This is a genomic window from Nocardiopsis valliformis DSM 45023 (assembly GCF_000340985.1).
GTDB classification, from domain to species: Bacteria; Actinomycetota; Actinomycetes; order Streptosporangiales; family Streptosporangiaceae; genus Nocardiopsis; species Nocardiopsis exhalans.
In genome coordinates this window covers 1-600 of sequence record NZ_ANAZ01000086.1, presented here as the reverse complement: position 1 = coordinate 600, position 600 = coordinate 1, and the positions used below count along the sequence as shown (strand labels likewise).

Below are 600 nucleotides of genomic sequence, written 5' to 3'. Positions count from 1 at the left end.
GGTGGTCGGTTTCCAGGCGGGTGCAGATCCAGCGTTGTCCTTCGCGGCGCAGGCGGAAGGCGAAGGCGCGTGAGCGGTGGTCGCAGCCGATGACGGCGCTGGCCTCGACTCCGGCTGCGCCGAGTGGTTGGTGGAAGACCCGGCTCAGTCGGGGTGCGATGGCGCAGCTGACGGAGCCGCGCAGCTTGCGCAGTTCTTCGCGGACCGGGACGGTGACGTGCTGGTTGAGGACTTCGGGGGCGCGCCTGCCGACCAGGACCTCGGCGATCTGTTGGGCCAGGACGCGCACGTGGGCGGGGGTGTGGTGGCCCGCCAGCGGGGAGGTGGCGCAGGGGCCCGAGGTCATGCCTCGCAGTGGGGTGCGGGCGGGGGTGCGTGCCGGCTTCCAGGTGTGGGCGGTGGTGCGGGCGCAGACCGGGCGGGGGCAGGGGCGGCCGTGGCAGGGGTGGTTCATGAACAGATCCCTTCCGGGGGAGGAACGAAACCTTGATGCCCTACATAGAGCGAGCAATCGCCGTCTGGTGCCACCTGGCATTCCAGGTTTCGGTGGTTTCTTTTCGCACCGGTCCCGCCAAACCCTGACAGATCACACAAGTCACC

1 protein-coding gene is annotated in these 600 nt (G+C 69.5%); it reads right to left on the bottom strand.

Annotated features, from left to right (window positions below):
- A partial coding sequence (locus D457_RS33940) for an Rv3235 family protein (protein WP_017584669.1) occupies positions 1-454 on the bottom strand: 454 nt, incomplete at its 3' end.
- Positions 455-600: the final 146 nt, after the last annotated feature.